Below are 22,745 nucleotides of genomic sequence, written 5' to 3'. Positions count from 1 at the left end.
GATGGCGCTCACCCATTTCGACGCCGAAGGCCGGGCCCATATGGTCGATGTCTCCGACAAGGCGGTGACATCCCGGGTTGCCGTGGCCGAGGGCTGGGTAAAGATGACGCCGGAAACCCTTGAAATCGTTCAGCAAGGAAGCGCGAAAAAGGGCGATGTTCTGGGCGTGGCCCGGCTGGCCGGCATCATGGCCGCCAAGCGCACGCCCGATCTTATCCCGCTCTGCCACCCGCTGCCGATCACCAAGGTCGCCGTCGAGCTGGAGGCCGACCCGGCCCTCCCCGGCATCCGCATCGCCGCCACCGTCAAGACCACCGGCCAGACCGGTGTGGAGATGGAAGCGCTCACCGCCGCGTCGGTGGCCGGGCTAACCGTCTATGACATGCTGAAGGCCGTCGATAAGGCGATGGAAATCGGCGGCGTTCGGGTGCTCCTGAAGGACGGCGGCAAATCGGGCCGCTACCAGGCCTCTTGATCTCGGTCGAAGAGGCCCTCGCGCGGATCTTCGCGCTCGTCACGCCCCTGCCGTCAGAGCCTGTGCCCCTGCGCGCCGCCGCAGGCCGCGTGCTTGCGGCCCCCGTCATTGCCCCGCGCGACCAGCCGCCTTTCTCTGCCTCCGCGATGGATGGCTACGCCGTGCAGGGCCCGGTTTCACCCGGCCAAAGCTTCACCGTCATCGGTGAAAGCGCCGCCGGTCGCGCCTCGGGCCTGTCGGTCGCACCGGGGCAAGCCGTGCGCATCTTCACCGGGGCGCCCCTGCCGGATGGCGCGGACCGCGTGATCATTCAGGAAGACACCACCCGCGACCGCTCCACCATCACCCTAGCCGACAAGCTGGACGAAGCCACCCACATCCGCCCTGCAGGCGGCGACTTCAAGGTGGGCGACAGGTTGGAGCCGGGCCGCCTCCTGACCCCAAACGCACTGGCGCTGGCCGCCGCGATGGGGGCCGCCACCGTCACCTGCACCCGCAAGCCCATCGTCGCGCTGATGGCCACGGGCGATGAGCTGGTGATGCCCGGCGAAGCCCCCGGCCCGGATCAGATCGTGGCCTCCAACAGCTTCGCCCTCGCCGCCCTGTTCGAAGCCGAGTGCGCCGAATGCCGCCTTCTTCCCATCGCCCGCGACACGCGCGAAAGCCTGACCGCAGCCTTCAACCTCGCCCGCGGCGCCGATCTGGTGGTCACAACCGGCGGCGCCTCGGTGGGCGACCATGACCTCGTCGGCGAGGTCGCCGCAGAACTGGGGATGGACCGTGCCTTCTACAAGGTTGCCATGCGCCCCGGAAAGCCTCTGATGGCGGGCCGGGTGCTCGACATGGCGATGGTCGGCCTGCCCGGAAACCCCGTAAGTTCAATCGTCTGCGGCCATATCTTCATCCGCCCGATGATCCGCAAGATGTTGGGGCTTGGCGAGGCACCAGCACCGCGCCGCAGCCTGCCGCTCAATGCGCCCCTGCCTGCCAATGGCCCCCGCGCCCACTACATGCGCGGCGTGATTTCCGAAGGCGCGGTTTCGGCGTTCGAGCGGCAGGACTCCAGCCTGCTCAGCGTGCTCGACAGCGCCAATGCCCTCCTCCTCCGTCCGCCGAATGATGGCCCCCGCGCGCCGGGCGAGATGGTCGAGGTGATCGACCTCTGAAGCGCGGCACCCGGTGTCATCCCGTTTCAGGAGGGTTGACACAAAACGTGAACACTGCCAGAACATCTGCAACCGAGGCCGAGCATGGAGAGCCCGATGCTGACCAAGAAGCAGTTGGATTTGCTGAAATTCATTGACGCGCGCATGCGCCGCGACGGTGTTCCTCCCTCTTTTGACGAGATGAAGGATGCACTCGATCTGCGCTCCAAGTCAGGCATCCACCGCCTGATCACGGCGCTGGAAGAGCGCGGCTTCATTCGGCGGCTCGCACACAAGGCCCGCGCCATCGAAATCGTCAAGCTGCCCGAGGCGCTCGACAGCAAACGCAGCACCGGCTTTCAGCCCCGCGTCATCGACGGCAACCGCCCCGATGCCGCCCCACCCCCCGGTGCCATGCCGGTTGAGGCGGCAGCCATGGAGCTGCCGGTGATGGGCCGCATCGCCGCCGGTGTGCCGATCGAGGCAATTTCACAAGTCAGCCACACGGTTGCCGTTCCCGGTGCGATGGTGGGGCGCGGCAAGCACTATGCGCTTGAGGTCAAAGGCGATTCCATGATCGACGCCGGCATCAACAACGGCGATGTGGTGGTGATCCGCGAGACGAACACCGCCGACAATGGCGATATCGTGGTGGCGCTGGTCGAGGATCACGAGGCCACGCTCAAGCGCTTCCGCCGCAATGGCCAGTCTATCGCGCTGGAGGCCGCCAACCCGGCCTATGAAACCCGCGTTTTCCGCGATGATCAGGTGAAGGTGCAGGGCCGCCTTGTCGGTCTGATCCGCACCTACTGAGGCGCGCAGTCATCCTCGGGCCTGACCCGAGGATCTCCTGCAACCGAAACCCGCCGCTCCGCCTAAGGCGACCACGGGCGGCGCCCGGCCACCTCTGCGGCGGTCACGAGCCGCCCGTCTTCCGTTACCGCCAAAGCACCCGTGCGCCGCATCCGGGCGGGGCTCCACAGGTCACAAGCGCCCTGCGCCGCCGGTTTGGGCTCGACGCTGACAATCAGCAGCCCCTCCGCGCAGAGCCCCCCGGCCTTCGCCGCCGCGCCACGGCCCGACACATGGGTCACCGGCAGCCCGGCCGCCTCAAATCGCAGCACCCCCGCATCAGCCGCGCCCATCCGCGCTGCCGCCTGCACCTGCGTTGCACCGTCCCCGTCATTCTCCAGCCAGACCTCGGCGGTAAAACTTTCTCCCCTGTCTTTCGACAGCGCCCGCCCGTCTGCCCCCATGACGCCCACCAAGCCGCCCCGGTCCGAAACCAGCAACACGGGGCGTTCTGCCTGTGTCCAAAGCCAGAGCGAGGCCGCAACGCCCGCAAGCCCCAGCCAGCGCCCGCCACCCCGCCAAAGCACCAGCCACAGAGCCCCCAGCGCCAGCACTGGCAGCACCCAAGGCCCCGGTCCCACCACATGCGTCACTGCGCCCTCCAGCCCAGCCACCCATGCCGCAACCCCGAGAATCCACGCGCAGCCCCAGCCCATGATGTTCAGCGGCAGCCAGCTCAGCCCCAGCGGTGCCAGCACCCCTGCCACCAGCGCCCAAGGCATCACCCAAAGCCCCATCACCGGCACCGAGGCGAGGTTGGCGATCAACCCGTAATCCGCAATCCGGTTGAAATGCGCGGCGGCAAAAGGTGCCGTCGCCGCGCCCGCCACCGAAGAAGAGATCACCAACGCCGCCGCGCCCTTCAGCACCGCAGGCCAGCGCGCGCCAAAGCCGCCTGCCTCGCGCACCGCGCCAAACACCGCCACCAGGGCCGTCGTCGCCGCAAAAGACATCTGGAACCCCGGCGAAAGCAGCGCCTCGGGGCGTCGCACCAACACGATCATCGCCGCCAACGCCACCGCCCTGAGCGATATCGCCCGCCGCCCGATCAGCACCGCCCCCAGCATCACCGCCACCATGATGAAGGCCCGCTCGGTGGCGATGTTGCCGCCCGAAAGACCGAGGTAGCCCGCCCCTGCCACCAGCGCCACCACCGCCGCGGCCTTGCGCGTGTCAAACCTCAGGGCGATCCATGGCAGCAACGCCAGCACGGCGCGGATCGCGGCAAAGATCGTGCCGGTCAGTAGCCCCATGTGCAGGCCCGATATCGCCAGCAGATGCGCAAGGTTCGAAGCGCGCAGATTGTCCAGCGTGCCCTGTGACACCGCAGAGCGATCGCCCGTCAACAGCGCCGCCGCAAAGGCCCCCGGCTGGCCCGCAAGGCGCTCGCGGATCGCCGCCGAAAGGGCCACCCGCGCGCGAAACAGCGCCAGCCCGGCATGCCCCTCATCAGCCGGGGCCAGCGCAAACACCGGCGTCCGCGTATAGCCCACCGCACCGATCCGGTCGAACCAGGCTTGCCGACGAAAGTCGTAGCCCCCCGGTTCCACCGGCCCCGGTGGGGGTGAGAGGTTGGCTGTCAGCATCACCTTCAATCCCGGCTCCGGCGCCACCCAGCGCTGGTCCCCGTGGAGAGACACCCGCACCCGCGCCGGAAGCCTCGCCGGGGCCATATCGCCCAGCCGCACCTGGTCGAGCGTCAGCCGCACCACGTCGGATTGCGAGCGGTCAATGTCGATGATCCGCCCCTCCACCGGCCCATAGTAGCGAAACTCCAGCACGGGCGCGGCCACCATCGCCGTGCGCAGCCATCCCAGCGCCCCGCCGCAAAGCACCAGCGCGAGCGCCAGAAAGAGCGGCCCGGCCAGCTCGCCCGCCAACCGCGCAAGGATCAGCGCAGCCACAGCTGCCGCCACTGCAACAGAGATTTGCCCCCCCGTCGGCTCACTCAGCAGCGAGAAATAGCAGCCAATCCCCAGCCCTAGGCAAACCGGAGACCATAGCAGCAGATGCCCCCTTTGGGCGAGGAACGGCAGGGCCAGCCTCCCCAAAAGTGGCGGCCTTGCCCTGCCTGAGCCGATTGCATACACGTCTCCCAACAGAGACAAATTATCCTTTACAAAAGGTTAACGCGCCCCATGCCCTCGGACATGCCATCTCAGGTCGTCACCCGTATCGCTCCCTCGCCCACCGGTTACATGCATATCGGCACCGCACGGACGGGGCTGTTCAACTGGATCTTCGCCCGCAAGATGGGGGGTAAGTTCCTGTTGCGCATCGAAGATACAGACCGCGCCCGCTCCACCCCCGAGGCGACCGATGCCATCTTTCGCGGCATGCGCTGGCTCGGGCTCGACTGGGATGATGAGCCAGTCAGCCAGTTTGAGCGGGTCGCGCGCCACGCCGAGGTGGCCCAGCAGATGCTCGAAGCCGGCACCGCCTATAAGTGCTTCGCCACGCAGGAAGAGATCGCGGCCTTCCGCGAAGAGGCAAAGGCCGAGGGCCGCTCCACGCTCTACCTCTCCCCTTGGCGCGATGCCGATCCCTCAACCCATCCCGATGCCCCCTTCGTCATCCGCCTGAAGGCCCCGCGCGAAGGCGCGACGGTGATCGAAGATGTCGTGCAGGGCAACGTAACCTTCAAGAACTCCACGCTGGATGACATGATCCTCCTGCGCTCGGATGGCACGCCCACCTACATGCTCGCCGTGGTGGTGGATGATCACGACATGGGCGTCACCCTTGTGATCCGGGGCGACGACCACCTCAACAACGCGGCGCGCCAGTGCCACATCTACACCGCCATGGGCTGGCCTCTGCCGGTCTATGCCCACCTGCCGCTGATCCTCGGGCCTGACGGCAAGAAGCTCTCCAAGCGGCACGGGGCGACCGGCGTGGAAGAGTATCAGAAGATGGGCTACCCGGCCCCGGCGATGCGCAACTACCTCGCCCGCCTCGGCTGGAGCCACGGCGATGACGAGTTCTTCTCCGATGCGCAGGCCCGCGAATGGTTTTCGCTGGAAGGCATCAACAAGGCCGCCGCGCGTTTCGACTTCAAGAAGCTCGACAATCTTTCCGGCCAGCACATCGCCGCGATGGATGACATGGGCCTGATGGGCGAGATCGAGGCCTACCTCACCGCCATCGACGCGCAGGAACTTACCGAAACCCAAAAGGACGGGCTGCTACGGGCCATGTATTGCCTCAAAGGGTCAGCCCGAACGCTTCCGCAACTACTCGAAAAAGCGGCTTTCGTGCTGGGCGAAAGGCCCTTTGTGCCCGATGAAAAGGCAGCGAAGAACCTCGATACGGTATCCCGTGGTATGCTGAACGAATTGACGCCGCACCTGCAAAGTGTTAGCTGGAACCGCGAAGCGCTGGAGGCTACTCTGGGTGAATTCGCAGAGAGTAAGAACAGCAAGTTCGGACAGCTTGCAGGGCCACTCCGCGCAGCGCTTTCCGGCCGCGCGGCCACCCCGAGTGTGTTTGACATGATGCTGGTGATCGGCCGTTCCGAAACTTTGGCACGGCTGCAAGACGCGGCGACTTGAGATCGGTTTACCCAACCCTAACTCTGTCGCCGGTAAGAGAGGAACAAACTCCCGCACCGGCCTTTATAACAAGGGCCCTACGTGCGCGTGACCACTGAAAGGGACGTTCATGGCAGAGACCTCCAAGACGGCGACACTGACGTTCGACAACAAGTCGATCGAGCTACCGATCCACTCGCCTACCGCCGGTCCGGATGTGATCGACATCCGCAAACTCTACGGCCAGGGGAATGTGTTCACCTACGACCCGGGCTTCACCTCCACCGCCGCTTGCGAAAGCACAATCACCTTCATCGACGGCGAAAAGGGCGAATTGCTGCACCGCGGCTATCCGATCGACCAGCTCGCCTCCAAATCGCATTACCTTGAGGTCTGCTATCTGCTGCTCTACGGCGAACTGCCCTCTGCCGAGCAGCTCGAAACCTTCGAAACCACGATCACCCATCACACCATGCTGCACGAGCAGATGCAGTATTTCTTCCGTGGTTTCCGGCGTGATGCGCACCCGATGGCGATCATGGTTGGCGTGGTTGGCGCAATGGCCGCCTTCTACCACGACAGCACCGACATCTCCGATCCGCACCAGCGCGAGGTCGCCTCGCACCGGCTGATCGCCAAGATGCCCACCATCGCCGCATGGGCCTACAAATATTCCGTCGGCCAGCCCTTCGTCTATCCGCGCAATGACCTGACATATGCAGAGAACTTCCTGCACATGTGCTTCGCGGTGCCTGCCGAAGAGTATAAGGTAGACCCGATCCTGTCGCGCGCGATGGACCGGATCTTCACCCTCCACGCCGACCACGAGCAAAACGCCTCCACCTCCACGGTGCGGCTGGCCTCGTCCTCGGGCGCCAACCCCTTTGCCTGCATCGCCGCCGGCATCGCCTGCCTTTGGGGCCCGGCCCACGGCGGCGCAAACCAGGCTTGCCTGGAGATGCTCAAGGAAATCGGCTCGCCCGAAAACATCCCCGAGTACATCGCCCGCGCCAAAGACAAGGAAGACCCGTTCCGCCTCATGGGCTTTGGCCACCGCGTCTACAAAAACTTCGATCCGCGCGCGACGGTGATGAAGCAGTCCGCCGACGAGGTGCTCGACCTGCTGGGCGTCGAGAACAACCCGATCCTGGCCACCGCCAAGGAGCTGGAAAAGCAGGCGCTCGACGATCCCTACTTCGCCGAGAAAAAGCTGTTTCCGAACGTCGACTTCTATTCCGGCATCATCCTCGAGGCGATGGGCTTCCCCACCTCGATGTTCACGCCGATCTTCGCGCTCTCGCGCACCGTCGGCTGGGTCAGCCAGTGGAAAGAGCAGCTCGGTGATCCGACCATGCGCATCGGTCGCCCGCGCCAGCTCTACACCGGCGCGCCCTGCCGCGATTATGTCGAGGTCGAAAATCGCTGAAAACAGCGCAGCCTACCGAACAGAAAAGGGCCGCCACGTGCGGCCCTTGTCATTGGGTCTTGGCGCACAGCCGGTTGTTACCCAACTGGAAACAATGGATTTCCAAACTCCCAACTCCGTAGACTCACCCCTTTCACCTGTTAACCTAAGGTCATGGGTTCCGCCGGATTCGGTGGATATTACTGGGGGAAATGGTGATGTGGATTTACATCCTACCAGCACTGCTGGGCTTCGGCCTTATTGCAGCGCTGATCGACGACAATGACGACAACAGCAACGATACGGGCGAGCCTGAGCCGAACCCCAACGAGGGAACGGACGGCCCCGATGACGTGACGCTCACCGACGGCGCGGACATCTTTGACGCCCTCGGCGGCAACGACCGGGTCGATGGCGGCGACGGGTTTGACAATCTCTCCGGCGGTGACGGCAACGACATCCTGATCGGCGGCAACGGGCAAGATACCCTGAACGGCAATGCCGGAAACGACTTCCTGCAGGGCGGCGACTGGAACGACACGCTCGATGGCGGTGAGGGTGACGACACCCTCGAAGGCAACAACGGGGCCGACACGCTGCTGGGCGGCGAAGGGGCCGACAGCCTGAGCGGCGGCCTCGGCGGCGACTTCCTCGATGGCGGCGCGGGCTTTGATACCCTGCTCGGCGGCGAGGGCGACGACGAGCTCTATGGCGGCGAGGGCAAGGACTCGCTCGAAGGCGGCGTTGGGGCCGACTATCTCGACGGCGGCGTTTGGGACGACACCCTCGACGGCGGCCCGGGGCAGGATACCCTCATTGGCGGCGGCGGGCAGGATACCCTGCTAGGCGGCGATGGCCCCGACATGATCGACGGCGGCGACTGGCACGACACCATTGATGGTGGCGCGGGCTTTGACACCATCCTCGGCGGCGCTGGCAATGACATCATCACCGGCGGTCTCGGCAAGGATGAGATCGACGGTGGCTTGGGCGATGATACCATCTCCGGCGGCATCTGGGATGACACCATCTCCGGTGGCGATGGGTCCGATACCATCACCGGCGACGAAGGCAACGATGTGATCGACGGCGGCACAGGTGCCGACACCATCGACGGCGGCAGCGGTGCCGATATCGTCACCGGCGGCGCGGGCAACGACATGCTCGAAGGCGGCGAGAACACCGACCTGCTGTTCGACACCGAGGGCAACAACACCCTCTCGGGCGGCGACGGCAACGATGTGCTCTTCTCCGAGGCCGGCATGGTCACCACCCTGCCCTCCGCCAGCAATGTCGACACCCGCGATGCGCTGGTTGACGGTCTGGTCGACGGGCTCATCACCTCTGGCGGCAACGGTCTGGCCGACACGCTGGATGGTGGCGAAGGCGATGACACGCTCTTCATCGGCGAAAACGACGTTGCCACCGGCGGCGCCGGGGACGACAGCTTCATGGTTGGCGACTGGCAGGACGGCGCGGCAGAGATCGCCGATTTCGACCCGTCAGACGACGAAATCGTGGTGCACTACGATGCCGACGCAGCCGCCGCGCCCACAGTGACCACGGCGCTCACGGCAACCGGTGGCACCGTCTCGCTCGACGGCACGGTGATCGCCACCGTCACCTCCCCCGGCCTCACCCAGGCCGAGCTGGACGCAGCGGTGTCTCTCGTCGCCGTCTGATAGGCCGCGTAGTCAAAAAAACAAACGGCCGCCGGAACCCTCCGGCGGCCTTTTTCATGTCTTTGCACAGCCGTTGCATTCTGTGCGAGCTCGCTGGGCCGCCCCTGTCACCGCCCCTCGTACTTCGCCGGACGCTTCTCCAGAAAGGCAATCACCCCCTCCTGGAAGTCCCGGCTCTTGCCGCAGTCGCCCTGAAACTTCGCCTCCAGTGCCAGCTGGTCGTCCAGCGTATTCTCGAAGCTCGCGCGCAGCGCCCGCTTGATCCGGCGGTAGGTGTAGGTCGGCCCCTGCGCGAGGTGCAGGGCGCGGTTCCACCAATGGTCGGCAAAGCCCTCATCCGGCACCGCCTCCCAGATCATGCCCCACTCTGCCGCATCCTTCGCGCTGACCGGCTCGGCGAATAGGGCCGCGCCCATCGCACGCGGGAAGCCAACCTGACGCGGCAGCCACCACGTTCCGCCCGCGTCTGGGATGAGGCCGATCCGGGCGAAGGCCTGCAGGAACACCGCGCTTTCGGCAGCGATCACCACATCGGCGGCCAGCGCAAGGTTCGCCCCGGCCCCCGCCGCATGGCCGTTCACCGCCGCGATGGTGGGCACGCGGCACTCGTATATGGCCTTCAGCATCGGCTCGTATTCGTCGATGAGCATCCGCTCCATGTCGGCCTCGCTCACCGAGGCCCCCTCGCCAAGATCCTGCCCCGAGCAAAAGGCCGGGCCCGCGCCTGTCATCACCACCACCCGCGCTTCCGCCTCCGCAGCCTTCACGGCGTGGAGGATCTCGGCCCGCATCTGGGTGTCGAGGCAGTTCATCTTCTTCGGGTTGTTGAGCGTGATCACCGCCACGTGGTCGCGCACGGAATAGCGGATCGCTTCATAAATCATCTGTCGGGCTCCCTGACTTGGTCAGGCACAAGATACTGAACTTCCCGGTTCAGAAAAGCCCAAACGGCACGTCACTCCTGCTCGCCCAGAAGCTCCTTCAACCGGGCTTCTTCGTCAGGTGCCAAGGCATCCGGCCCCCGCCGTGCGTTGCGCTGGCGTTGGGCGGCCACGGCCACCCCGATCCCCGCCAGCAACAGCGCCGGGCCAGCGAGCCACAGCGCAAGGTTCCAGCCGGTGGCAGGCGGGTTCATCAGCACGAAGGGGCCGTAGTTTTCGAGGAAGGCCGCCTTCACCTCGTCATCCGTCGCGCCACCCGCGATCATCTCGCGCACCTGCCTGCGGGCGTCTTTCGCCCAGTCGGCATTGGAGGAGGCGATGGATTCAGCCTGGCATTTCACGCAGCGCAACTCATGGTCCAGCGCACGGGCGCGCGCCTCCTGCGCCGGGTCGTCCAGCATTTCCGAAGGATCGAGCGCCAGCGCCACCCCCGCCCAGAGCACAACGGCCAAAACCGCTGTAGGGTGGGTGAAACCCACCATCCGCCGCGCCAGCCGCCTCATTCTGCCGCCACCGCCGCCTTGGGCGCTCGGCGTGCCGCGCCTGCCGCCAGCCGAAAGCGCCGGTCGGAGAGTGACAGGAAGCCGCCCAGCGCCATCAGGATGCAGCCGCCCCAGATCCAGTTGGCGAAAGGCTTGATATAGGTCCGCAGGGCCCATCCCCCGCCCGCCTGCTCATCGCCCACCGCAAGGTAGATGTCGCGCCACAGCCCGTTGCGAATGGCCGCTTCCGTCGTCGGCATCGCCTGCACCGGATAGACCCGCTTTTCCGGGCGCAGCACTGCAATCTGCTGGCCCTCCTGCGAAACGGCCACCGCCGCCATGGTGCTGAAGTAGTTCGGCCCCTGCACCCGCTCGACGCCCTGCAACTCAATGGTGAAACCGGCCACTTCATAGGGCTCGCCGGGCTTGGCCACGCGAATATCCTCCACCTGCCACGCGGTGATCGCGGCCACGCCAAGGATGGTTATGCCAAGGCCCGAATGGGCAACAAACTTGCCCCAGTCGGCGCCCGGCAGCCGGGAAAGCCGCCCCAAGCGGCTGCCGAGGCTCCCGCGCCCGGTGCGGCTGAGCAGGTCGATGATGCCACCGGCCACAATCCACACCGCAAGCCCAATGCCAACCGGCGCAAGCAGGCTCCGCCCGCTCTGCAATGTCCAGACAAGGCCCAGCACCGCCAGCGCCAGCACCACCGCGGGCCACACTGTGCGCAGCGCCCGCCCCAGCTTCGCCCGCTTCCACGGCAGCATCGCGCCCACCGGCAGGATCACCGCCAGCGCCACCATGAAGGGGGTAAAGGCGGTGTCGAAGAAGGGCGCCTGAACGCTCAGCTTCTCGCCCCAGATCAACTCCGCCACCAGCGGCCAGACGGTGCCGACGAACACCAGCAGCGAGGCCACGGAAAGGAGTACATTGTTCAGCACCAGCGCCGTCTCGCGGCTCACGGTCGAAAACAGCCCCTTTGCCTCCATCGCCCCGGCCCGCACGGCAAACAGCAGGAAGGCCCCGCCAACGAAGAAGGCGAGGATGGCAAGGATATAAACGCCCCGCTCCGGATCATTGGCAAAGGCATGCACCGAGGTGATGACGCCCGAGCGCACGATAAAGGTGCCGATCAGCGAAAAGCCAAAGGCGGTGATCGCCAGCAGGATGGTCCACGCCTTCAGCGCCTCGCGCTTCTCCACCACGATGGCAGAATGCAGCAGCGCGGCGGCAAAGAGCCACGGCATAAAGCTGGCGTTCTCCACCGGATCCCAAAACCAGAAGCCGCCCCAGCCCAGCTCGTAATAGGCCCACCACGAGCCCAGTGCGATCCCGATGGTGAGGAACACCCATGCCGCCAGTGTCCACGGCCGCACCCAGCGCGCCCATGCGGCATCCACCCGGCCCTCGATCAGCGCTGCAACGGCGAAGGAAAAGGCCATCGAGAGGCCCACGTAGCCGAGGTAGAGAAACGGCGGATGAAAGGCGAGGCCCGGGTCTTGCAGCAACGGGTTCAAATCCTGCCCGTCCAGCGGCGGATTGCCCAGCCGGGTGAAGGGATTGGAGGTGAAGAGGATAAAGCCATAAAAGGCCACGCCCACGCTTGCCTGCACCGCCAGAACCCGCGCGCGGAAGGTGTCAGAGAGGTTGCTGCCAAAGACGGCGGCGGCAGCGCCAAAGCCCGCAAGGATCAGCACCCAGAGCAGCATGGAGCCCTCGTGGTTTCCCCAGACGCCGCTGATCTTGTAAATCATCGGCTTGAGCGTGTGCGAGTTGAGGGTGACGAGCCGCACCGAGAAATCCGAGGTGACAAAAGCCCATGTGAGCGCCGCAAACGAGAGGCCCACAAGGACAAATTGCATCACCGCCGCTGGCTCTGCCATGGCCATCCAGCCCGCCCAGCGCCTCTGCGCACCGACCAGCGGCACAACGGTTTGCACAACCGCCAGAACGGCGGCGAGGATCAGGGCGAAATGGCCAAGCTCTGCTATCATGAGAGCCCTTGTATGCCATCCTCCCGCCGCCGCCAATTCCCTGCGCTCACCCGTCGCAGGGAGTTGACCGAGGCCACCTCGCCGCAGGCGGTTGCAACCCTCCGCCCGGGGGTGTAGCAACGTGTTATGTTATAACATACGAGAGGATCCCATGCCCGACACCCGCCTCCCCGTTACCGTTCTCTCCGGCTTCCTCGGCGCTGGCAAAACCACCCTGCTCAATGCGGTGCTCTCCAACCGCGAGGGGCTGCGCGTGGCGGTGATCGTCAACGACATGTCCGACGTGAACATCGACGCCGACCTGATCCGCGACGGCGGCGCCAACCTCTCGCACACCGATGAAACGCTGGTCGAAATGACCAATGGCTGCATCTGCTGCACCCTGCGCGACGACCTGCTCACCGAGGTCCGCCGCCTCGCCGAGATGAACCGCTTCGATTACCTGCTGATCGAAAGCTCCGGCATCTCCGAGCCGCTCCCTGTCGCCACCACCTTCGAGTTCCGCGACGAGGCGGGTGCCAGCCTCTCTGATGTCGCCCGGCTCGACACGATGGTCACCGTCGTCGACACCGCCAACCTGCTGCGCGACTACGCCAGCCACGATTTCCTCCGCGACCGGGGCGAAAGCCTCGGCCCCGAAGATGAGCGCACCCTTGTCGATCTGCTGGTCGAACAGATCGAGTTTGCCGATGTGGTCGTGCTCAACAAGGTCACCGCCGCCGGGGAAGATGCCCGCCTCGCCGCCCGCCTCATCGTCACCTCGCTCAACCCCGATGCGAGGATTATCGAAGCCGACTACGGCCTCGTCGCCCCCTCCGCGATCCTCGGCACCGGGCTGTTCAACTTCGAAACCGCCCATGAGCACCCGCTCTGGGCAAAGGAGCTCTACGGCTTTGCCGACCATGTCCCCGAAACCGAGGAATACGGCGTCAGCTCCTTCACCTACCGCGCCCGTGCGCCCTTCCACCCCGAGAAAGTCCACGCCGTGCTAAACGGCCCGCTGCCCGGGGTGATCCGCGCCAAGGGCCATTTCTGGATCGCCACGCGCCCCGATTGGCTGGCCGAATATTCCCTCGCCGGTGCGCTTTCCACGGTCAAACCCATGGGCCGCTGGTGGGCCTCGGTCCCGCGAGAGCGCTGGCCCGCCCACCCCGAGGCGCGCCGCTATATCGACCACCACTGGCAGGAGCCCTTCGGCGACCGGCGGCAAGAGCTGGTCTTCATCGGCGCCGGGCTCGACGAGGCGGGCATCACCGCCGCACTGGATGCCGCGCTCATGCCCATGGCCACCGGCCTCATTGATGAGTGGAGCGCCCTGCCCGATCCATTTCCCGGCTGGCGCATGGCGGCTCCGGAGGCCGCATGAGGCGGCGCAACGCAAGAAGCAGCCTGCCCCGCACCCGCAGAGGGCGCGGGGCAAGCCCGATGTCGGTCTATGATGGCCTGCCGGCCGAGCTGCGCCGCTGGCTTGCCTCCGCCGCTCTGCCGTGGTGCCCCCGCGCCGTTCACCGCGCGTTCCGCAAGGCGCTGGCGGCAGCGGGCGGCAACCCCGAAGCAGCGCTGGCGCGGCTCGATGACATCGAAAGCCGCCTTCTCGCGCGCGACAGGCTCTCCGCCTGAGTTCTGGGCCTAGCGCAGCAACGAAAGCACCAGCACCACCGTGCCCAGCGTGCCGCCCAGCAGAAAGACGAGCGCAACCTGACCCAGCCCGAAGGCGCGGCGGATTGCTTCCACATGCAGCAGCGTGCCGGTCAGGTAAACGCCGAGCACCCCCAGCAGCATCGGGCTTTCCTCCATCCACGCCGGACGGCCCAAAACATCCTGCGCCACGCGCCAGCCCATCAACGCCGAGGCCCCCGCCCAAGAAAAGGTCATCGCCAGCGCCAGAGGCGTTGCCCGCTCGCGCCAAAGCCACAGGAAGGTGCCGGCCAGCGTGGCTGCCATCGTGGCCAGTGCCGCGCGGGCCAGATCCTGCGCGGTGACAAGGCCGAAGGGCCGGGCAAGCAGCCCGAGAACAAGCAGAATGGCGGCCAACAGGCCCAATGCACGTATCATCTTCCCAGCATCTCCTTCAGCGTCGCATCGAGCGCGTCGGCAGCGGCGCGGTTCCGGTCGGTCTCCCGCTGCATCCGACGGCCCAGCAGAAGCCGCGCCACGGCCCGGCGCAGCCAGTTCATTCGCCGCTCCCCCCGCCGCGCGTGTGGCCCTGCCCCGGCAGGCGTTCGCGGATCAGCGTGGTCAGCTCGATGATGATTTCGGTGTTGCGATGCAGGGCTGCGCGGGTGGTTTCGTCTTTCTTGTGGTCCTTGAAGAGCAGGAAGAAGACGAGCAGCACCCATGGCCCATGTTCCGTGAGCAGGCTGATCCAGACATTCGTGGGCATCAGTGCTTGCGCCCCTCACGCCAGGCCTCCAGCGCCGGGTTGTCACCCGCCTCCTCGGTGACGTCCCCTGCTCCTTCGCCACCCGCGCCCGAAGCCCCCGCCTCCAGCGCCCTGAGGGCCGCCACATTGGCCTGCACCTGCGGCGCCAGCGCCACCGTCGTCGCGATCGAGCGCTGAAAGGCCTGCCCCTTCGCCTGATGGCGCGCCCCGAAGTAGAAGCTCACGATTGCGCCCATCAGCCACCACAGCGGCTCGGGCACCAGCGCGATCCCCTGCATCCGCGCTGAAAACCACAGCGGGTCCACCAGCGCGGTGACAAAAAGCCCGATGGTGCCCAGCGCCAGCGCAGGCCGTGGCAGGCGGTTCAGCCCATCCATGAACCGGTCAAACCAGCCCCGGCGCTCGATCATGAACTCCCGGCCAAATTGCTCCAGCGCCGCGCCCTGATAGGCGGCGGCGCGGGCCGAGGCGTTTTCGGCATTCTCGCGAAACACCTCCACCGTCTCGGCGATCCCGTTCCGCCCGCCGCCGAAGAGCGCCGTAAGAACCGCGTTGATCAGCCCCATTTGGCCACCCGCGCGCGGTGCTCGGCCTCCGTCAGGTGATACTTCGGCGCAATGAACTCCTCGGCCCGCCGTATCCACCCGCCCTTCCCGCCATCACGGCGGCGCGCGTATTTGCGGCTGGAGGGGCGGCGGTCGGCAAGGCTGTAGTAGTAGTTGCGCCGGGCGATCCCGTAGGCATCCTCCAAATGGCCCGGGGCCTCTTCAAAGGCGGCGCGGGCGGCGGCCACGGTCTGCGGCCCAATCGCCCCATCCACCGCGCAGCGCTGGCCCATCCGGGCAAGCAGGCGTTGCAGGATCTTCACCGCATTACCGCCTGCGTTCACATACATGTCGAACACACTGGCATGCAGCACCGCAGGCAATTCGTCGATGCGGGGCCGCTTGAAGTAATGCTCTATGAAGATCCCGCGCGCCTGCTCGGCGGTGAGGCGTTTGACGTCCCGCACCGTGGTGCGCCCGTCGCCATCAAGGTCCACCCCCAGCCGCCTCAGCGTGCCGATGGTCACGCCAAAATTCGTCGCGCCCCCCGGATCATCGGGGTCGTTCACATAGCCGCCCTCGCGGGCCACGATCTCGCGTGCAATCTCATCGACAGTGGGCATGAATGCCTCCAAGCGTTTCCTCGAACCGCCCGGAAGCATCCGGCATTTGCTTTAAGATTTATGAAGCGGGGCGTGCGCTACGCTCCTGTGGCGCACTGTCACCCTCGGGTCGAACCCGAGGATGACGGCAAGCGCCTAGCCCGCCTTTTCCTCGGCCTGCGCCGCAAGGCTCTCGGCCCGCGCGGCCAGCTCGGCCATGAACTCTTCCACCTCGCGCGGCACCACCGGCACCTCCACGCGGGCCGGTTCGGGGCGCGGCATCGCCTTCATCTCCTCGATGAGCTTTTCCTGCTCCGCCAGCTTCGCTTCCGCCGCAGCCGCCTTTTCCTCAAAGGCTGCGGTGCGGTCGGCCAGCATCAGCCCGGCCATCAGCAGCATCCGCGCTTCCGGCAGCCGCCCGATCTGGCTGACAAGCGCGCTCGCCTCCCGGTCCAGCATCTCCGCGGCGCCGGTAAGGTAATGCTCCTCACCCTCCTGACAGGCCACCTGAAAGGTCCGCCCGCCAACGTTGATCTCAATCTCAGCCATGTGCAGCCTCCCCCACCAGCGGTTCCAGCGCGGCAATCACCGCATCCAGCTCCTCACGATCCTCGGCCTGCTTGGCCTTCAGCGCGGCTTCAGCCTCCTCCAACTCGGCGATCCGCTGCTGCTGGCGCTCTTTCAGCGCCTTCATCGCGTCAATCCGCTCCCTCAGCTGGGTGTTCGCAGTCTGCTCCGCTTCCAGCGCCTGTTTGAGCTGAAGCACCTGTGCTTCAAGGCCCCGCAGCGCAGCCTCATCTTCTTCGCTCGGCCCACCGGCCTTGGTATCGTAAGCCGCCACTGCCGCGCCGATCCTGTCCATCGCCGCCGTCAAACGCTGTTCCAGCGTCGGTATCTCACTCATTCTGACGTCCCCTGCAGCCTGCGTTGCTGCTCTTTTGTGGTTCACCTCATCAGCGCCCGCAGCGCAGCCCGAATCGAGCCACGCGCACCCGCTGGTGCGAGTGTAGCCAAAGGCAGCACCGATTGCGCCCCCTTTCCCGCCAAGCACTTACCCCCCGGCCTTGATGCTGGCTTGAACTCGGCCCCCAGCCTGCTATCAGAGCGCATCTTTGCCGAACCGAGGGGAATTTTCGTGGACATCGACGCGCTTCGCTCCGCACATCCGGACCACTGGATGAAAGCCGCCTGCATCCGCACGCTCACGCTGGACGCGGTCGCCGCCGCCAATTCCGGTCACTCCGGCGCCCCGATGGGCATGGCCGACGTCGCCACCGTGCTCTTCGAAAAGCACATGAAGTTTGACGCCTCCGCCCCCAACTGGCCGGACCGCGACCGCTTCATCCTCTCCGCCGGCCACGGCTCGATGCTGGTCTACTCGCTGCTCTACCTCACCGGCGACGCACAGATCACCCTCGACGAGATCAGGAATTTCCGCCAGCTCGGGGCCCGCACCGCCGGCCACCCCGAGAATTTCCTCGCGGACGGGATTGAAACCACGACCGGCCCGCTTGGCCAAGGCATCGCCAACGCGGTCGGCTTTGCCATCGCCGAAGAGAGCCAGCGCGCCCATTGGGGCTCCAAGATGGTGGATCACTACACCTACTGCATCGCCGGGGATGGCTGCCTGATGGAAGGCGTGAGCCAAGAGGCCATCGCGCTCGCCGGCCACCTCAAGCTCTCCCGCCTCATCGTGATGTGGGACAACAACGACATCACCATCGACGGCAAGGTGTCGCTCTCCGACAGCACCGATCAATGCGCCCGCTTTGAAGCCTCCGGCTGGAACGTGCTGCAATGTGACGGCCACGACCCCGAGGCGATCGACGCGGCGCTCACCGAGGCCAAAAAGTCCGACAAGCCGACGATGATCGCCTGCAAAACCCACATCGCCCTTGGCCACGCCGCACAAGACACCTCCAAGGGCCACGGCGCGCTGACCGATGCCGACCAGAAGGCGGCGGCGAAAAAGGCCTATGGCTGGGATCACCCCGATTTCACCATCCCCGACGATCTCAAGTCGGCATGGGAAGCCATCGGCGGACGCGGCGAACAGGACCGCAAGGATTGGGAAGTCCGCCTCGGTGCCCTCTCCGAGCGCAAGCGCGCCGAATGGGACCGGCAGCAGGCAGGCGAAGCGCCCAAAAAGCTCACCTCCGTTGTCCGCGCCCTGAAAAAGCAGGTCTCCGACGAGCAGCCCAAGGTCGCCACCCGCAAGGCCTCCGAAATGGCGCTTGAGGTGATCAACCCGGTGATGGTCGAAACCATCGGTGGCTCGGCCGACCTGACCGGCTCCAACAACACCAAAACCGCCGATCTCGGCGTGTTCTCCGCCGAAAACCGCAAGGGCCGCTTCATCCACTACGGCATCCGCGAGCACGGCATGGCCGCCGCGATGAACGGCATGGCGCTGCACGGCGGGGCAAAGCCCTACAGCGGCACCTTCATGTGCTTCACCGATTACGCACGCCCCTCCATGCGCCTCTCCGCGCTGATGAAGGTGGCGCCGGTCTACGTGATGACCCATGACAGCATCGGCCTTGGCGAAGACGGGCCAACCCACCAGCCGGTCGAGCACCTTGCCATGCTGCGCGCCACGCCCAACACGCTGGTGTTCCGCCCCGCCGATGCGGTGGAAACCGCAGAGGCATGGGAAGTCGCTCTGAGCCAGACCGACAAGCCCTCCATCCTCGCCCTCTCCCGTCAGGGCCTGCCCACCGTGCGCACCGAGCACAAATCCAAAAACCTCACCGAGCAAGGCGCCTACGTGCTGGCCGACGCCGAGAGCAAGCGGCAGGCGATCCTCATCGCCACCGGCTCCGAGGTCGCCATCGCGATGGAAGCCAAGGCCCTGCTCGAAGGCGAAGGCATCGGCACCCGCGTGGTCTCCATGCCCTCAATGGAGCTCTTCGCCGCGCAAGACGAGAAGTACCGCAAGCGCGTGCTCCCCGGCGGCCCGGTCCGCGTAGCCGTCGAGGCCGCCGTCCGTCAGGGCTGGGATCAGTGGCTGCTCGGTGAGCGCGGCCGCGAGGCCAAAGCCGGATTCGTCGGAATGGACAGCTTCGGCGCCTCCGCTCCCGCCGGTGAGCTATACGAGAAGTTCGGCATCACCGCGCAGGGCGTGGCCGAGAAGGTCAAAAGCCTGCTCTGACCTTATGCGGGTGCGCCATGAATGCGCACCCTACACCACCGCGTGTGCCGCGCATTGATTGCACATCACGCCTCCTCGTAGGGTGCGCATTCATCGCGCACCCCGCCTATCCCCCCAGCGCAAACTTCCCCGGCCCGGCCACCGCCAGCGCGAGGCACCCACCGGCGATCGCCCAGTTCTTCACGAAAATGGTCATCTGCCACGGGTCACTCGGGATGTAGTGGAACATGCTGGTGAAGGCGCAATAGGCCGCCAGCGCCAGCGCCACCGGCGTCACCCAGACGCCCAGCACCAAACACACCGCCGCACCCGCATTGAAGGCCAGCGCAGGCCAGACCAGCCAGGTCGGCATCCCCTTCCCGGCCAGCAGGTCCATCACCGGGGTCGGGTTAAACTTCTGCACCGTCCCGCCAATGAAGAGCGCCGCGATCAGCAGCCGCGCCACGAGCAAGGCCACCGCCTGCCACATCACAAGACCCCCCGTAGGGTGGGCAATCTGCCCACCTCCGCCGCGCCGACCTGCGCCGCGCCCATCACCCGCGCACCGCCTTCCACACCGGCGCAATCACGAACTGCACCAGCGGGATCAGCACGAAGCCGAGCAGCAGCCCCAGCACCCCGGCCAGCCCGGCCCCGGCGATCCATTCCGCAACCGCATGCCAATTCTCCGGCACCCGGTCTGCCGCTGCCACGGCAAGGTCATGCACCCAATGCTCCGGGTCATGCCAGCCCATCACGGCCAGCGAATGGATGATGATCTGCCCGCCGACCCAGAGCATCGCCGCCGTGCCAACGATCATCAGGAACTTGAGGAACCACGGCATCCCAACCACGATCGCGCGCCCCAGCGCCCGGGTCAGCCCAAGGCGGCCCCGGTCGGCCATGTGCAGCCCCACGTCATCGGCCTTCACGATGATCGCCACGCTGCCATAGACGGCGACGGTGATCATCACCCCAGCCAGCGCCAGCGCCGCGCCCTGAAACCAGATATTCGCATCCGCATCGAGGTTGGAAAGGATGATCGTCATGATCTCGGCAGACAGGATGAAATCCGTCTTGATCGCGCCCTGAATCTTCTGCTCCTCCAAGTGCGCCTTGTCGCCCTCGATATGTATGTCCACATGGTGCGAGCTGGGGTGGATCAGATGCCATATCTTCTCCGCCCCCTCGAAACACAAGTAGGCCCCGCCCAGCATCAGCAGCGGATAAATGAGCCAGGGCGCAAAGGCCGAGAGAAGCAGCGCGGCGGGCAGCAGGATCACCAGCTTGTTGAAGATCGAGCCCCGCGCGATCCGCCACACAATCGGCAGCTCCCGCTTCGGCTCAAACCCCTGCACATATTTCGGCGTCACCGCCGCATCGTCGATCACCGCGCCCGCCGCCTTGGCGCTCGCCTTCGCCGCCTGGCTGGCGATGTCGTCCACCGAGGCCGCCGCCAGCTTTGCAATCGCCGCAACGTCATCCAGAAGTGCCAGAAGTCCGCTCATACCCGTTCCCTTTGTTCGCCCTCCCAACCTAGGGATTCGGCCCGCATAGGCAAGCCGCGCCCCGCCCATGGCTCCGTTTGCGCAAACTGCTAACGCTAACAGCCGATGTTTACGCTAACACGCTGATTTCCTGCACTTTCCGCCCCATGCATCCCTATGCTACCCGCTCTCCGAGGGGCAAGTGCAGGAGTAGCAAGATGACAGTCACCATCGGGATCAACGGATTTGGCCGCATCGGGCGCTGCACGCTGGCCCATATCGCCGAAAGCGCGCGCAATGATGTGCAGGTCGTCAAGATCAACGCGCCCGGCGACATCGAAACCCACGCTCACCTCCTGCGCTACGATAGCGTGCACGGCCGTTTTCCCGGCGAAGTCCGCGTTAAGGAAAACGCCATCGACTTGGGGCGTGGCCCGATCGACGTGATGAGCAGCTACGAGCCGGAAACCCTCGATTGGGACGGCTGTGACGTGGTGCTGGAATGCACCGGCAAGTTCAATGACGGCGTGAAGTCCGCGATCCACCTTGAGCGTGGCGCAGGCAAAGTGCTCATCTCCGCCCCCGCCACCAACGTCGACCGCACGGTTGTGTATGGCGTCAACCACCGCGCCCTCCAGCCGACCGAACGCATGGTGTCCAACGGCTCCTGCACCACCAACGGCCTCGCCCCGCTGGCCAAGGTGCTGAACGACGCCATCGGCATCGAGCGCGGCATCATGACGACGATCCACAGCTACACCGGCGACCAGCCCACGCTGGACCGCCGCCACAAGGATCTCTACCGCGCCCGCGCCGCCGCCATGGCGATGATTCCCACCTCCACCGGCGCCGCCAAGGCGCTCGGCGAGGTGCTGCCGGAACTCGCGGGCAAGCTCGACGGCACCGCCATGCGCGTGCCCACCCCCAACGTCTCGGCGGTAGACCTGACTTTCGAAGCGGGCCGCGATGTAACCGTGGCCGACGTCAACGAGGTGGTGGCCGAGGCCTGCGCCGGGCACATGGGCATGGTCATGGCCTACGACCCCGAGGCCAAGGTCTCGATCGACTTCAACCACACGCCCCAAAGCTCCATCTTCGCCCCCGACCAAACCAAGGTCGTGGGCCGCACCGTGCGCGTGCTGGCCTGGTACGACAACGAATGGGGGTTCTCCGCCCGCATGGCCGATGTCGCGGGCCACATGGGCCGGTTGAACTGAGCCTCGCTCCTGCTGCTGTTACAAAAAGCCCCGCGCAGGCCTCTCCCGCGCGGGGCTTTCGTTCGCCTTCCGAGAGTTGACACCACCCGCCCCCCTGTCCACGCTATCAGTGCACAGATGAGTGGAGGGGCTCGGTATTGTTTGCGAGTAATGAGTTGAACCACCTCAGCCGGGCAATCGTCGTCCGCGCGGCCCGGGCAACGGTCGAGCCTGTCGCCGCACTCCCACAATTAGGCCCGCCCACATGAACCTCCGCCGCTTCCTCTTTGCCGCCGGGGCCGCATTGGCCCTCTCCGCCGGTTCGATCTGGTGGCTCCGCGGCCCCACGCCCTTCACCCCACAGACCTATTTCGTCTACATCGGCGAAATCGACGGCGTGCCACTGTATAGCGAGGTTACACTCACCAGCCGCTCTCAGTTCAAGCAACTCGCGCCGCAGGGCAATTCCGCGCATCCCTTCCTCCTCACCCCGAACGAGTACGCCGAAGTGCGGCGCGCTCAAGAGGCGGAGCGGGCAAGGAAAGCCGAAGAACAGGCGGCAGAACGCGCGCAGCGGCTCGACATGCACAAGCGGCAAATCGTCGATGACCTCAAGGCAGGGGTCGCCGCCAGCCTGCCCCGCGCCGAGATTGCCGAGGCCGTCGATGCCGCGATGGAAAGAGCGCTGCCGCTCGGCATTCAACGTGTGAAGTATATCAAGATCTTCACCCTCTGGATCCTCTCTCCCGAGGCCGCGCCAGAGCCCGCAGATCTTGCCGCCGCCCTCGCCGGGCCGGGCGATCAAGATGCCCGAATGAAAGCTGCCCTCGCCTTGCCGCCGATCTACACCAAGCCCTGACCCAGCCTTTTCGCCGCCACAGTCCCCGGCTAAAACC

At 65.9% G+C, this 22,745-nt stretch carries 24 protein-coding genes; 11 read left to right on the top strand and 13 right to left on the bottom strand.

What is annotated here, in order from left to right; genetic code table 11:
- The first annotated feature begins 1 nt into the window (after position 1).
- From moaC to lexA, 3 genes are all read left to right on the top strand, one after another.
- A complete protein-coding gene (gene moaC, locus ACXAG6_RS10255; protein ID WP_475337383.1) occupies positions 2 to 475 on the top strand; it encodes a cyclic pyranopterin monophosphate synthase MoaC in 474 nt (157 codons plus the stop codon).
- Positions 472 to 1,641: a molybdopterin molybdotransferase MoeA gene (locus ACXAG6_RS10250; RefSeq protein WP_475337381.1), complete on the top strand. Its 1,170-nt coding sequence runs from the start codon at positions 472 to 474 to the stop codon at positions 1,639 to 1,641. Before moaC ends, ACXAG6_RS10250 begins: the two co-directional genes overlap by 4 nt.
- A gap of 96 nt (positions 1,642 to 1,737) precedes the next feature.
- The gene (gene lexA / locus ACXAG6_RS10245) at positions 1,738 to 2,433 is read left to right on the top strand and encodes a transcriptional repressor LexA (RefSeq protein WP_475337380.1); all 696 of its coding nucleotides are present in this window, start codon (positions 1,738 to 1,740) and stop codon (positions 2,431 to 2,433) included.
- Positions 2,434 to 2,495: 62 nt separating this feature from the next.
- On the opposite strand, the gene ACXAG6_RS10240 is transcribed toward lexA, so the two are convergent.
- Positions 2,496 to 4,562: a ComEC/Rec2 family competence protein gene (locus ACXAG6_RS10240; protein WP_475337379.1), complete on the bottom strand. Its 2,067-nt coding sequence runs from the start codon at positions 4,560 to 4,562 to the stop codon at positions 2,496 to 2,498.
- A 60-nt stretch (positions 4,563 to 4,622) separates the two neighbouring features.
- Here ACXAG6_RS10240 and gltX point away from each other — a divergent pair, with 60 nt between their 5' ends.
- From gltX to ACXAG6_RS10225, 3 genes are all read left to right on the top strand, one after another.
- Entirely contained in the window at positions 4,623 to 6,023 is a 1,401-nt protein-coding gene (gene gltX, locus ACXAG6_RS10235; protein WP_475337377.1) for a glutamate--tRNA ligase, read from the top strand.
- A 109-nt stretch (positions 6,024 to 6,132) separates the two neighbouring features.
- Complete coding sequence (gltA, locus tag ACXAG6_RS10230) at positions 6,133 to 7,428, top strand: citrate synthase (RefSeq protein ID WP_475337376.1); 1,296 nt, start codon at positions 6,133 to 6,135, stop codon at positions 7,426 to 7,428.
- Positions 7,429 to 7,625: 197 nt separating this feature from the next.
- Complete coding sequence (locus ACXAG6_RS10225; RefSeq protein ID WP_475337375.1) at positions 7,626 to 9,089, top strand: calcium-binding protein; 1,464 nt, start codon at positions 7,626 to 7,628, stop codon at positions 9,087 to 9,089.
- Between the two features lie 107 nt (positions 9,090 to 9,196).
- Here the strand turns inward: ACXAG6_RS10225 and ACXAG6_RS10220 are convergent, their stop codons facing one another.
- The 3 genes from ACXAG6_RS10220 to ACXAG6_RS10210 all read right to left on the bottom strand — a co-directional run bounded on the left by ACXAG6_RS10220 (position 9,197) and on the right by ACXAG6_RS10210 (position 12,506).
- Entirely contained in the window at positions 9,197 to 9,973 is a 777-nt protein-coding gene (locus ACXAG6_RS10220) for an enoyl-CoA hydratase-related protein (protein WP_475337373.1), read from the bottom strand.
- 71 nt (positions 9,974 to 10,044) lie between these two features.
- The gene (locus ACXAG6_RS10215) at positions 10,045 to 10,533 is read right to left on the bottom strand and encodes a cytochrome c-type biogenesis protein (RefSeq protein WP_475337372.1); all 489 of its coding nucleotides are present in this window, start codon (positions 10,531 to 10,533) and stop codon (positions 10,045 to 10,047) included.
- Positions 10,530 to 12,506, bottom strand: coding sequence for a heme lyase CcmF/NrfE family subunit (locus ACXAG6_RS10210; protein WP_475337370.1), 1,977 nt, complete (start codon positions 12,504 to 12,506; stop codon positions 10,530 to 10,532). The genes ACXAG6_RS10215 and ACXAG6_RS10210 overlap by 4 nt, the downstream gene beginning before the upstream one ends.
- Positions 12,507 to 12,657: 151 nt before the next feature.
- Here ACXAG6_RS10210 and ACXAG6_RS10205 point away from each other — a divergent pair, with 151 nt between their 5' ends.
- Positions 12,658 to 13,872, top strand: coding sequence for a GTP-binding protein (locus tag ACXAG6_RS10205; protein WP_475337368.1), 1,215 nt, complete (start codon positions 12,658 to 12,660; stop codon positions 13,870 to 13,872).
- Positions 13,869 to 14,126, top strand: a complete 258-nt coding sequence (locus ACXAG6_RS10200) for a DUF6525 family protein (RefSeq protein WP_475337367.1) — start codon at positions 13,869 to 13,871, stop codon at positions 14,124 to 14,126. Before ACXAG6_RS10205 ends, ACXAG6_RS10200 begins: the two co-directional genes overlap by 4 nt.
- A 9-nt stretch (positions 14,127 to 14,135) precedes the next feature.
- Here the strand turns inward: ACXAG6_RS10200 and ACXAG6_RS10195 are convergent, their stop codons facing one another.
- The 7 genes from ACXAG6_RS10195 to ACXAG6_RS10165 all read right to left on the bottom strand — a co-directional run bounded on the left by ACXAG6_RS10195 (position 14,136) and on the right by ACXAG6_RS10165 (position 16,940).
- On the bottom strand, positions 14,136 to 14,561 hold the full coding sequence (locus tag ACXAG6_RS10195) for a hypothetical protein (RefSeq protein WP_475337365.1): 426 nt from the start codon (positions 14,559 to 14,561) through the stop codon (positions 14,136 to 14,138).
- A complete protein-coding gene (locus ACXAG6_RS10190) occupies positions 14,558 to 14,683 on the bottom strand; it encodes a hypothetical protein (protein WP_256377578.1) in 126 nt (41 codons plus the stop codon). Before ACXAG6_RS10190 ends, ACXAG6_RS10195 begins: the two co-directional genes overlap by 4 nt.
- Complete coding sequence (locus ACXAG6_RS10185) at positions 14,680 to 14,889, bottom strand: hypothetical protein (RefSeq protein ID WP_140013806.1); 210 nt, start codon at positions 14,887 to 14,889, stop codon at positions 14,680 to 14,682. The genes ACXAG6_RS10190 and ACXAG6_RS10185 overlap by 4 nt, the downstream gene beginning before the upstream one ends.
- Positions 14,889 to 15,455, bottom strand: a complete 567-nt coding sequence (locus ACXAG6_RS10180; RefSeq protein WP_475337364.1) for a holin family protein — start codon at positions 15,453 to 15,455, stop codon at positions 14,889 to 14,891. Before ACXAG6_RS10180 ends, ACXAG6_RS10185 begins: the two co-directional genes overlap by 1 nt.
- A complete protein-coding gene (locus ACXAG6_RS10175) occupies positions 15,446 to 16,057 on the bottom strand; it encodes a holin-associated N-acetylmuramidase (protein ID WP_475337363.1) in 612 nt (203 codons plus the stop codon). Before ACXAG6_RS10175 ends, ACXAG6_RS10180 begins: the two co-directional genes overlap by 10 nt.
- Before the next feature lie 135 nt (positions 16,058 to 16,192).
- On the bottom strand, positions 16,193 to 16,585 hold the full coding sequence (locus ACXAG6_RS10170; RefSeq protein WP_475337362.1) for a cell division protein ZapA: 393 nt from the start codon (positions 16,583 to 16,585) through the stop codon (positions 16,193 to 16,195).
- Complete coding sequence (locus ACXAG6_RS10165; RefSeq protein ID WP_140013802.1) at positions 16,578 to 16,940, bottom strand: hypothetical protein; 363 nt, start codon at positions 16,938 to 16,940, stop codon at positions 16,578 to 16,580. The genes ACXAG6_RS10170 and ACXAG6_RS10165 overlap by 8 nt, the downstream gene beginning before the upstream one ends.
- 231 nt (positions 16,941 to 17,171) lie before the next feature.
- On the opposite strand from ACXAG6_RS10165, the gene tkt reads away from it, so the two are divergent.
- Complete coding sequence (tkt, locus tag ACXAG6_RS10160; RefSeq protein WP_475337361.1) at positions 17,172 to 19,187, top strand: transketolase; 2,016 nt, start codon at positions 17,172 to 17,174, stop codon at positions 19,185 to 19,187.
- A 106-nt stretch (positions 19,188 to 19,293) separates the two neighbouring features.
- Here the strand turns inward: tkt and ACXAG6_RS10155 are convergent, their stop codons facing one another.
- Positions 19,294 to 19,656, bottom strand: a complete 363-nt coding sequence (locus ACXAG6_RS10155) for a DoxX family protein (RefSeq protein WP_475337360.1) — start codon at positions 19,654 to 19,656, stop codon at positions 19,294 to 19,296.
- Positions 19,657 to 19,720: 64 nt separating this feature from the next.
- Positions 19,721 to 20,674: a DUF808 domain-containing protein gene (locus ACXAG6_RS10150; RefSeq protein WP_475337359.1), complete on the bottom strand. Its 954-nt coding sequence runs from the start codon at positions 20,672 to 20,674 to the stop codon at positions 19,721 to 19,723.
- A gap of 197 nt (positions 20,675 to 20,871) precedes the next feature.
- On the opposite strand from ACXAG6_RS10150, the gene gap reads away from it, so the two are divergent.
- Both gap and ACXAG6_RS10140 read left to right on the top strand, forming a co-directional pair.
- Positions 20,872 to 21,870, top strand: a complete 999-nt coding sequence (gene gap / locus ACXAG6_RS10145) for a type I glyceraldehyde-3-phosphate dehydrogenase (RefSeq protein ID WP_475337358.1) — start codon at positions 20,872 to 20,874, stop codon at positions 21,868 to 21,870.
- A 244-nt stretch (positions 21,871 to 22,114) separates the two neighbouring features.
- Entirely contained in the window at positions 22,115 to 22,708 is a 594-nt protein-coding gene (locus ACXAG6_RS10140) for a hypothetical protein (RefSeq protein ID WP_475337356.1), read from the top strand.
- The last annotated feature ends 37 nt before the right edge of the window (positions 22,709 to 22,745 follow it).

The organism is Vannielia sp. ABF1_015, assembly GCF_056160745.1.
Note: the sequence above shows the minus strand (reverse complement) of the source record. Positions and strands in the feature narration are given on the sequence as shown.

What these genes read in the sequence shown, in the direction of transcription:
- ACXAG6_RS10200 (WP_475337367.1), top strand. Translation starts at nt 13,869, where the DNA reads ATGAGGCGGCGCAACGCAAGAAGCAGCCTGCCCCGCACCCGCAGAGGG.
- gltX (WP_475337377.1), top strand. Translation starts at nt 4,623, where the DNA reads ATGCCATCTCAGGTCGTCACCCGTATCGCTCCCTCGCCCACCGGTTAC.
- ACXAG6_RS10220 (WP_475337373.1), bottom strand. Translation starts at nt 9,973, where the DNA reads ATGATTTATGAAGCGATCCGCTATTCCGTGCGCGACCACGTGGCGGTG.
- ACXAG6_RS10195 (WP_475337365.1), bottom strand. Translation starts at nt 14,561, where the DNA reads ATGATACGTGCATTGGGCCTGTTGGCCGCCATTCTGCTTGTTCTCGGG.
- gap (WP_475337358.1), top strand. Translation starts at nt 20,872, where the DNA reads ATGACAGTCACCATCGGGATCAACGGATTTGGCCGCATCGGGCGCTGC.
- ACXAG6_RS10175 (WP_475337363.1), bottom strand. Translation starts at nt 16,057, where the DNA reads ATGCCCACTGTCGATGAGATTGCACGCGAGATCGTGGCCCGCGAGGGC.
- ACXAG6_RS10150 (WP_475337359.1), bottom strand. Translation starts at nt 20,674, where the DNA reads ATGAGCGGACTTCTGGCACTTCTGGATGACGTTGCGGCGATTGCAAAG.
- ACXAG6_RS10225 (WP_475337375.1), top strand. Translation starts at nt 7,626, where the DNA reads ATGTGGATTTACATCCTACCAGCACTGCTGGGCTTCGGCCTTATTGCA.
- lexA (WP_475337380.1), top strand. Translation starts at nt 1,738, where the DNA reads ATGCTGACCAAGAAGCAGTTGGATTTGCTGAAATTCATTGACGCGCGC.
- ACXAG6_RS10185 (WP_140013806.1), bottom strand. Translation starts at nt 14,889, where the DNA reads ATGCCCACGAATGTCTGGATCAGCCTGCTCACGGAACATGGGCCATGG.
- ACXAG6_RS10170 (WP_475337362.1), bottom strand. Translation starts at nt 16,585, where the DNA reads ATGGCTGAGATTGAGATCAACGTTGGCGGGCGGACCTTTCAGGTGGCC.
- moaC (WP_475337383.1), top strand. Translation starts at nt 2, where the DNA reads ATGGCGCTCACCCATTTCGACGCCGAAGGCCGGGCCCATATGGTCGAT.
- ACXAG6_RS10180 (WP_475337364.1), bottom strand. Translation starts at nt 15,455, where the DNA reads ATGGGGCTGATCAACGCGGTTCTTACGGCGCTCTTCGGCGGCGGGCGG.
- ACXAG6_RS10190 (WP_256377578.1), bottom strand. Translation starts at nt 14,683, where the DNA reads ATGAACTGGCTGCGCCGGGCCGTGGCGCGGCTTCTGCTGGGCCGTCGG.
- ACXAG6_RS10155 (WP_475337360.1), bottom strand. Translation starts at nt 19,656, where the DNA reads ATGTGGCAGGCGGTGGCCTTGCTCGTGGCGCGGCTGCTGATCGCGGCG.
- ACXAG6_RS10205 (WP_475337368.1), top strand. Translation starts at nt 12,658, where the DNA reads ATGCCCGACACCCGCCTCCCCGTTACCGTTCTCTCCGGCTTCCTCGGC.
- gltA (WP_475337376.1), top strand. Translation starts at nt 6,133, where the DNA reads ATGGCAGAGACCTCCAAGACGGCGACACTGACGTTCGACAACAAGTCG.
- ACXAG6_RS10140 (WP_475337356.1), top strand. Translation starts at nt 22,115, where the DNA reads ATGAACCTCCGCCGCTTCCTCTTTGCCGCCGGGGCCGCATTGGCCCTC.
- ACXAG6_RS10210 (WP_475337370.1), bottom strand. Translation starts at nt 12,506, where the DNA reads ATGATAGCAGAGCTTGGCCATTTCGCCCTGATCCTCGCCGCCGTTCTG.
- ACXAG6_RS10165 (WP_140013802.1), bottom strand. Translation starts at nt 16,940, where the DNA reads ATGAGTGAGATACCGACGCTGGAACAGCGTTTGACGGCGGCGATGGAC.
- ACXAG6_RS10215 (WP_475337372.1), bottom strand. Translation starts at nt 10,533, where the DNA reads ATGAGGCGGCTGGCGCGGCGGATGGTGGGTTTCACCCACCCTACAGCG.